The sequence below is a fragment of the Mycobacterium sp. E3305 genome, assembly GCF_001666785.1.
GTDB lineage: Bacteria > Actinomycetota > Actinomycetes > Mycobacteriales > Mycobacteriaceae > Mycobacterium.
This window is the reverse complement of record NZ_LZJA01000251.1, coordinates 25,763-33,154: the sequence shown is the minus strand read 5'-3', so window position 1 is coordinate 33,154 and position 7,392 is coordinate 25,763. Positions and strand designations below refer to the sequence as shown.

At 68.3% G+C, this 7,392-nt stretch carries 7 protein-coding genes; 2 read left to right on the top strand and 5 right to left on the bottom strand.

Annotated features, from left to right (window positions below):
- Both A5701_RS22970 and A5701_RS22965 read left to right on the top strand, forming a co-directional pair.
- Positions 1 to 1,422 (top strand): ATP-binding protein (locus tag A5701_RS22970; RefSeq protein ID WP_156670227.1); only part of this gene is annotated, 1,422 nt, incomplete at its 5' end.
- Positions 1,419 to 2,099: a response regulator gene (locus A5701_RS22965; RefSeq protein WP_067759558.1), complete on the top strand. Its 681-nt coding sequence runs from the start codon at positions 1,419 to 1,421 to the stop codon at positions 2,097 to 2,099. The genes A5701_RS22970 and A5701_RS22965, both read left to right, overlap by 4 nt.
- Positions 2,100 to 2,142: 43 nt before the next feature.
- Here A5701_RS22965 and A5701_RS22960 read toward each other — a convergent pair whose 3' ends face one another.
- The 5 genes from A5701_RS22960 to eno are packed head-to-tail and all read right to left on the bottom strand — an operon-like array spanning position 2,143 to position 7,345.
- The gene (locus tag A5701_RS22960; RefSeq protein WP_082969815.1) at positions 2,143 to 3,975 is read right to left on the bottom strand and encodes an MFS transporter; all 1,833 of its coding nucleotides are present in this window, start codon (positions 3,973 to 3,975) and stop codon (positions 2,143 to 2,145) included.
- Positions 3,976 to 3,987: 12 nt separating this feature from the next.
- Positions 3,988 to 4,932, bottom strand: coding sequence for a Ppx/GppA phosphatase family protein (locus tag A5701_RS22955; RefSeq protein ID WP_067759542.1), 945 nt, complete (start codon positions 4,930 to 4,932; stop codon positions 3,988 to 3,990).
- Entirely contained in the window at positions 4,926 to 5,414 is a 489-nt protein-coding gene (locus A5701_RS22950) for a DUF501 domain-containing protein (RefSeq protein WP_067759537.1), read from the bottom strand. Before A5701_RS22950 ends, A5701_RS22955 begins: the two co-directional genes overlap by 7 nt.
- Positions 5,407 to 6,054: a septum formation initiator family protein gene (locus tag A5701_RS22945; protein WP_067759532.1), complete on the bottom strand. Its 648-nt coding sequence runs from the start codon at positions 6,052 to 6,054 to the stop codon at positions 5,407 to 5,409. The genes A5701_RS22950 and A5701_RS22945 overlap by 8 nt, the downstream gene beginning before the upstream one ends.
- Before the next feature lies 1 nt (position 6,055).
- A complete protein-coding gene (eno, locus tag A5701_RS22940; RefSeq protein WP_067759528.1) occupies positions 6,056 to 7,345 on the bottom strand; it encodes a phosphopyruvate hydratase in 1,290 nt (429 codons plus the stop codon).
- Positions 7,346 to 7,392 lie beyond the last annotated feature (47 nt).

Sequence of the window (7,392 nt, the reverse complement as noted above, 5' to 3'; positions counted from 1 at the left end):
CGCCGGGTGGCGTCGTGGCTGGCGGCCTTCATCGTGCCGTCGCTCATCTGCGCGGTGATCGTGACAGCGCTGGACAGGTATCTGGGCACCAGCGGCGACAGCGCCCTGTTCTTCGTCGGCGTGTTGCTGGTCGGACTGCTGGGAGGCGTTGCGCCGGCGGTGGTCTCGGCGGTGCTGTCCAGCCTGCTGCTGAACTATTTCCTGACCGCGCCGCGGCACACCTTCACCATCGCCGAACCCGATGCCGCCGTCACCGAACTCGTGCTGCTGCTGATCGCGGTCGCCGTCGCGGTGCTGGTCGACGGCGCGGCCAAGCGCACCCGCGAGGCCCGGCGCGCCTCGCAGGAGGCCGAGCTGCTGACGCTGTTCGCGGGCTCGGTGCTGCGTGGGGCCGACCTCGAGACGCTGCTCGAGCGGGTGCGCGAGACCTACTCGCAACGCGCGGTCAGCATGCTGCGCGAACCCGCCGAGGAGGACCACGGCGGCGGCAAGCGGGGCGAGGTCGTCGCCTGCGTGGGCCGGGATCCCTGTGTCACGGTCGATTCCGCCGATACCGCGATCGAGGTCGGCGACGACGAATTCTGGATGCTGTTGGCGGGCCGCAAGCTTTCGGCCCGCGACCGGCGGGTGCTGAGTGCGGTGGCCAAGCAGGCCGCGGGTCTGATCCGGCAGCGCGAGCTGGCCGAGGAAGCCAGCCGGGCCGAGGCGATCGTGCGGGCCGACGAGTTGCGGCGTTCCCTGCTGTCGGCGGTCAGCCACGACCTGCGTACGCCGTTGGCGGCGGCCAAGGTCGCGGTGTCCAGCCTGCGCGCCGAGGACGTCGCCTTCTCCCCCGCGGACACGGCGGAACTGCTGGCGACCATCGAGGAGTCCATCGACCAGCTGACCGCGCTGGTGGGAAACCTGCTCGATTCGTCGCGCCTGGCCGCCGGGGTGGTGCATCCCGACCTGCGCCGGGTCTATCTGGAGGAGACGGTTCAACGGGCGCTGATCAGTATCGGCAAGGGCGCCACCGGTTTCTACCGCTCCGCCATCGACCGGGTGAAGGTCGACGTGGGTGACGCCGTGGTGCTGGCCGACGCCGGGCTGCTGGAGCGCGTCCTGGCCAACCTGATCGACAACGCGCTGCGGTACGCGCCCAACTGTGTGGTGCGGGTCAACGCGGGGCGCGTCGGCGATCGGGTGCTGATCAACGTCATCGACGAGGGACCCGGCATCCCGCACGGGACCGAGGAGCAGATCTTCGAAGCGTTCCAGCGCCTCGGCGATCACGACAACACCACGGGGGTGGGCCTGGGCATGTCGGTAGCGCGCGGCTTCGTCGAGGCCATGGGCGGGACGATCGCGGCCGGGGACACCCCGGGCGGCGGTCTCACGGTGGTGGTGGAATTGGCCGCGCCGGAGATGGTTGCGGCGCGATGACCCGCGTGCTGGTGATCGACGACGAGCCGCAGATCCTGCGGGCGCTGCGCATCAACCTGTCGGTGCGGGGTTACGAGGTGATCACCGCGTCCACCGGCGCCGGCGCGCTGCGCGCTGCCGCGGAGCACAAGCCCGACGTCGTGATCCTCGACCTCGGCCTCCCCGACATCTCCGGCATCGATGTGCTGGCCGGGCTGCGGGGCTGGCTCACCGCGCCGGTGATCGTGCTGTCGGCGCGCACCGACTCGTCGGACAAGGTCGAGGCGCTCGACGCCGGGGCCGACGATTACGTCACCAAACCCTTTGGCATGGACGAGTTTTTGGCGCGGCTACGGGCAGCGATCCGGCGCAACACCGCGGCGTCCGAACTGGAGCAGCCGGTGATCGAGACGGACGCCTTCACCGTCGATCTGGCGGCCAAGAAGGTGACCAAGAACGGCGCCGAGGTTCACCTCACCCCGACCGAATGGGGAATGCTGGAAGTCTTGGTCCGCAACCGGGGCAAGCTGGTCGGCCGCGAAGAGCTCCTCAAGGAGGTGTGGGGCCCGGCGTACGCCACCGAAACGCATTATCTGCGAGTGTATTTGGCGCAACTGCGGCGCAAGCTCGAGGACGACCCGTCGCAGCCCAAGCACTTGCTGACCGAATCGGGTATGGGGTATCGGTTCGAGGTGTGAGTGGGCGCCCTGAGTGCACCCGGGGCGGCGTTGACCAAACCCGTCATGGTCGTACCCGCACCGGAAGGTAATAGTCGTGTTCGCGGTCGCAGTCAACGGTGAAGGCGACCGCCCTCATCACGCCCTCGTCGTCGAATTCCAACCACCGCTGGGTGCGCTGACGCTCGAATTCGGTCCACGAGGCGACGGTGAACCTTTCGAGGAACGTATCCGGTTGTCCGACGCTGTGATAAAGCCGCCAAGTGTGGCCGCCCGTTCGCAGCCTCGATCGTCGGACGGCGCGTATCGCCTCGACGAATTCCTCGAGCCGGTCAGTGGGCACTCGGTAACGAACGGTGACGAGAACCGGCCCGTCGTTAGGGCACGGTTCGAACACCAACGTCGGTGTCGGCCATGCTGTGGACACGTCGACCTTCAGCTTCCCGGTCGACGGCCGCAACGGAAGCACGGCGGCGCTCAGAGCAACCGCACCCAGCATCACCGCGGAACCCAGCAGCGCCGTGCGCAGATCCGTCCGCGTGGCTATCGCGCCCCAGGCATACGAGCCGAGGGCCTGAGAACCCGTTGCGACCAGTAGATAGAGGGCCAACCCGCGTGCCATGACCCATCGCGGCAACGAGAGCTGCGCGGCGGCGTTCAAGGTTGTCAACGTGATCAGCCACGCCATCCCGGACAACATCAGGAATGGCGTCGCCGCGGCGAACGGCAGCCAGATCATCGCAAGCGGCGCAAGGCCGTACGCGGCTGCCGACGCCCCCAGCAGAACGTTGTCGGAGATTCGCTCACGCAATCGCGCGGCAACGACGACGGCAAGGATGGCGCCCAACCCCATAGCCGCCAGCGCGACACCGTAGCCACTGGCCGTTAGATGCCACCTACGGGCGGCGGCCACCGGCAGCAACGCGAATACCGCCGAGGCGGGAAACAGGAACAGCGCCGCCCGCAACAGGATCCGGCGAATATTGGGACCGTTGCGAACGAATCGCAGGCCGGCGATCACGGCCTGGCCGAAGTGCTCTCGCTCGATTGGGCTGAGCTGTTTCGGTCGTTTCCAGGCCAACAGCACAGCGATTATTCCGGCGAACGAAAGGGCGTTGATTGCAAAGACCGCAGCAGGACCCGCCAAAGCCACGACAACGCCGCCGAGTGCCGGTCCAATCGCCCGGGCTGCATTTCCGGCGACGCTACCCAACGTCGCTGCGGCCGTGATCTGCTCACGCGGAACAATTTCGGGCTGAATCGCCTGCCAAGCCGGGGCGGTAAGGGCAGCCGCACAGCCAATGGCCGCGGTAAGCATCAGCAGCGACGCAGGGCTGAGCCGGCCGAGGAACGTCAGAACCGCCAGCGCCAGCGCGACAAGCACCGCATACGCGTTCAGAAGAATCAGCAGCCGGCGTCGGTCGAACAGATCGGCGAGCGCGCCGGCAAACAATCCGAAGACCAAGGTCGGTGCCAGAGTCGCAGTCTGGACAAGCGCCACGATGACGTCGCTGCTGTGCTTCTCGACCAAAAACCATTGAGCCGCCACAGTTTGCATCCACGTCCCGGTGTTGGAGCCCAGCTGTGCGATCAACAGACCGCGATAGACGTGGTTACGCAACGGCGCCCATGCCGACGGTGGCCCGTCGGCATGTCCGTCGCCGGAAATCACCGCAGAGCTGATAACCGGCCGCCCGCCTGTTCGGCGTACTTGCGACGCTGGGGCTGTCCGGCGCCGTGCACCACGGCAGCAACAAGAATGCCCGTCATCATCACGGGCAGCCGGACGGTGAGATCTGGCATAACCACGCCTTCCGCGTCGTGCCGAAAGTTGAAGTCTAGAGCAACTCCCCAGGTTCGGCGCGCGCCGAAATGACCGCACCCAATGTCGCGACATCCGGGAGTCGGGCTATCGCGCGATCGACAGCACGATGCCGTCCAGGATGTCGTGCTCGCTGACCGTGAGCTCGTCGATGCCGGCGCGGACGCGCAGCTCGCGCGCCAACTCCTCGACCACGATCGCACCGCCGCCGATGACGTCGGCACGCCCCTCATGCATAGGCCCCAAAGCGGCACGCTCGGATCGCGGCATGGCGATCAGCCGCTCGCACACCGCCAGGAGATCCCGGCCGGGAACGCGCGAAAGATGAATGGCCGCAGAGTCATACGCCGTCATGTTGTGAGCCAGCGCCGAAAGCGTCGTCATCGTCCCGGCCAGCCCAACCCAGGTTCGCGCCCCCTCGACGGGCACCACGCGCAGCGCGACACCGAGCCGCTCGCGCACCACCGCCCTGGCCGCCGCCACCTCGTCGGCTGTCGGCGGATCCGAGTGCAGGCAGCGCTCTGTCAGCCGTACGCAACCGATGTCGGCCGAGTGACTGGCCACCATGTAATCCCCGCCCAGCACGATCTCGGTAGAGCCACCGCCCAAGTCGACGACGACGAAAGGCCCTGCGGCAGGATCCAATTCACCGACGGCGCCGCGGAACGACAGCGCGGCCTCCTCGGCGCCGGTGATCACCTCCGCCACCGCGCCGGGCAGCACCGCGCCAAGCACCTCGGCCGTCATCGCAAAGAAGACATCACGATTGGCGACGTCGCGCGCCGCCGACGTGGCCACCATCCGCACCCGCTCGACGCCGTGCCGCTTCAGCAGCGCGACGTAATCGGCCAGTGCGTCCCGCGTCCGGGCGATCGCCTCCGGCGCGAACTCGCCCGTCGCATCCACACCCTGGCCCAGCCGCACGATCCGCGTCTCCCGGTGCACGTCGCGCAGCCGGCCGTCGCGAACGTCGGCGATGAGCAACCGGATCGAATTAGTTCCGCAGTCGATTCCGGCGAACCTGCTCACCATTGCCCTGCCACCAGGACGCCGGCCATCGCCGGCTCGGGCGCCAGGATCGCCAGCGCCTCGTCACCAAGCGGGTTGCACCCCGGCCCCTTGGCCAGCGAGTGCGCGATCAGCACGTGCAGACATTTGACCCGGTCCGGCATCCCGCCACCGGAAAACGTCGTCCCCAGGGGCTCGATCGCATCCCGTTCGGCCAAGTACGATTCGTGCGCCCGCCGATACGCCGCCGCCAACTCGGGATCATGGCTCAACCGCTCGGACATCTCGCGCATCAACCCGGTCGTCTCCAGCCTGCTCGCGGCCGCGGTCAGCACCGGATGTGTCAGGTAGTACAACGTCGGAAACGGAGTTCCGTCAGGAAGTTTCGGTGCGGTCTTCACGACGCCGGGCTCGCCGCTGGGGCAGCGGTAGGCGATCTCGAGCACGCCGCGGGGCTCACGCCCGAGCTGACGCGCCACGGCCTCGAGGTCCGCACGATCAACCACCGGGCGCCATGGGATTCGGGGTGGGACCGGGTTCGGCGGGGGGCACATTGGCCGGCGGCAGGTGCGGAGCATCGGCGATGGTGTGCCACAGCGACGTGTACCAGGGATCGGTGCTGGCCGGTTTCGCCGCCTGGCCTCCCGGCTCGCTAGGGGCCGCCGTCGGCGGAAGCTGAACCTGGAACGGAATATCGCCCGGCTTCACGAAGCCCAGCCGCTCGCGGGCCTGCGCCGCGATGTAGGCCGGGTCGCCGAGTTTGGCCTTCCGCTGCTCGAGGTCGGCGATCTGGCGGCGAAGCGCGGCTTCGCTTGCCGTCAACTGATTCATCTCGGTGCGCTGCGCGAAGTACGTGCGCACAGGGCCGGCGATGGTCAACGTGAGCACGCAGACGACGGCCGCCAGCACCGCCGCCCGCCGCGCGGTGAAACCCAGCCGTTGCTCCGACCGCTGTTCGACCGATTCCGCGGCCTGCCGCTTGATGGGCTCGACGACCCGCTCGAAAACCGATCGGGGGCTGGCCTGCTTGGCGGTGGCGGACGGCTTGGAAGAGGGCTTTGCCGTGCGACGCCGCCGAACCGGATCACCGGCCTTCCCCGGACGCGATGCGGGGGAGCGCCGTTTCGGATCCGGCTTGGCGGACAACCTATTTGGCCTCCGGCGCGTAGCGCGGGAACGCCAGATCACCGGCGTAGCGGGCGGCGTCGCCCAGCGCCTCCTCGATTCGCAGCAGCTGGTTGTATTTGGCCACCCGCTCGCTGCGGGCCGGCGCGCCGGTCTTGATCTGGCCGCTGCCGACCGCCACCGCCAGGTCGGCGATCGTGGTGTCTTCCGTCTCGCCGCTGCGGTGGCTCATCATCGTGCGGTACCCGCTGTGGTGGGCGAGCGCGACGGCGTCGAGCGTCTCGGTCAGCGTGCCGATCTGATTCACCTTGACCAGCAACGCGTTTGCGACACCCTTCTCGATGCCTTCCTCGAGGCGTTCGGGATTGGTGACGAAGATGTCGTCGCCGACGATCTGCACACGGTCACCGATAGACGTCGTCAGGGCCGCCCAGCCCTCCCAATCATCCTCGGAGAGCGGGTCTTCGATGGACACCAGCGGGTAGGAGCCGAGCAGCCCGGCGTAGAACTCCGCCATCTGCTCGGCGGTGCGGGTGCTGCCCTCAAAGGCGTATCCGGTTCCGTCGGTGTAGAACTCCGTGGCCGCCGCGTCCAGGGCCAGGGCGACGTCGACGCCCAGCTTGAACCCGGCCGACTCGATGGCGCTGCCGATCAGGTCCAGCGCCGCGGTGGTGCCGGCCACGTCGGGCGCGAAGCCGCCCTCGTCCCCCAGGCCGGTGCTCAGACCCTGCTTCTTCAGCACCGACTTGAGCGAGTGGTACACCTCGGCGCCCCAGCGCAGCGCCTCACTGAAGCTGGGGGCGCCGATCGGGGCCACCATGAATTCCTGAATGTCGACGGCGGTGTCGGCGTGCGCGCCGCCGTTGAGGATGTTCATCATCGGCACCGGCAGGATGTGCGCGTTCGGCCCGCCGATGTAGCGGAACAGCGGGAGCTCGGCGGAATCCGCGGCGGCCTTGGCCACCGCCAGCGACACACCCAGGATCGCGTTGCCGCCCAGCCGGGACTTGTCGGGGGTGCCGTCGAGGTCGACCAGCGCCTGATCCACCAGCCGCTGATCGTCGGCGTTGAGCCCGATCACCGCCGGGCCGATCTCGTCGAGCACGGCCTCCACGGCCTTTCGCACGCCCTTGCCGCCGTACCGTTCACCGCCGTCGCGCAACTCGACGGCCTCGTGCTCGCCGGTCGACGCCCCGGAGGGCACCGCCGCGCGGGCAAACGTCCCGTCGATCAGGGCGATCTCGACCTCGACCGTCGGGTTACCGCGGGAATCGAGGATCTCGCGGGCCCCGACCTGCTCGATAATCGGCACTGAGTTTCTCCTTGCGTGTTCTAGCTGGCGCCGTCAGCGATACATCC

Bases quoted from the DNA above. Each gene is read 5' to 3' on its own strand.
- A5701_RS22965 (WP_067759558.1), top strand. From the start codon at position 1,419: ATGACCCGCGTGCTGGTGATCGACGACGAGCCGCAGATCCTGCGGGCG.
- A5701_RS22960 (WP_082969815.1), bottom strand. From the start codon at position 3,975: ATGTCGCGACATTGGGTGCGGTCATTTCGGCGCGCGCCGAACCTGGGG.
- A5701_RS22955 (WP_067759542.1), bottom strand. From the start codon at position 4,932: ATGGTGAGCAGGTTCGCCGGAATCGACTGCGGAACTAATTCGATCCGG.